This is a genomic window from Nocardia grenadensis NBRC 108939, from assembly GCF_001613445.1.
GTDB lineage: Bacteria > Actinomycetota > Actinomycetes > Mycobacteriales > Mycobacteriaceae > Nocardia > Nocardia grenadensis.
Genome location: NZ_BDCJ01000037.1, coordinates 1 through 619, shown reverse-complemented (window position 1 = coordinate 619; position 619 = coordinate 1). Strand labels below are relative to the sequence as shown.

The following is a 619-nucleotide window of genomic DNA, read 5'->3' as shown; positions in this document are numbered from 1 at the left end:
ATGCCACGTTGGACGAGGCCAAGAGCTACATCCTCAAAGAGGTCGCCGACGTCGATGACAGCGCCCGGGATCTCCGGATCCAGTCAGCGCTCAACGCGGCTACCAGCGCGGTCGATAACTACTGCGGCCGGCAGTTCAATCGCTCGGAAGAGGCTACAGCGCGGGAGTACATCCCAACCAGCAGCCGCTATCTCGCGGTCGATGACTTCTGGACCAAGGACGGCTTGATCGTTCAGTCCGGACATCCGAGCTGGGGCTGGGGCACTCCCTGGTCGATCGGCGAATACGTCCTGGAGCCGCTCAACGGCGTCGCCAACGGCGTCCCGGGCTGGCCCTTCAGGCGTTTTGTCATGCGCAGCTACGGCCCGCAGATGTTCTGTGACGAAACGGTCCGGGTCACGGCCAAGTGGGGCTGGGAGTCCGTGCCGGCGCCGGTCAAGCAGGCAACCCTGATCATGACGGCCGAGCTCTTCAAGATCGAGGATGCCCCGCTTGGGGTCGAGGGGTTCAAGGACTTCGGCGTCCACAAGGTCCAGCAGGTGCCGCAGGTCAAGAAGATGCTCTGCGACTACCAGATCAACAAAGTGCTGGTGGCCTGATGCCGATCTCCGTCAAAAGC

At 62.7% G+C, this 619-nt stretch carries 1 protein-coding gene; it reads left to right on the top strand.

Annotated features, from left to right (window positions below; all coding sequences use genetic code 11):
• Positions 1-599, top strand: a 599-nt coding sequence (locus tag NGR01S_RS31685) for a head-tail connector protein (RefSeq protein WP_169811982.1), incomplete at its 5' end; no start/stop codon positions are given.
• Positions 600-619: the final 20 nt, after the last annotated feature.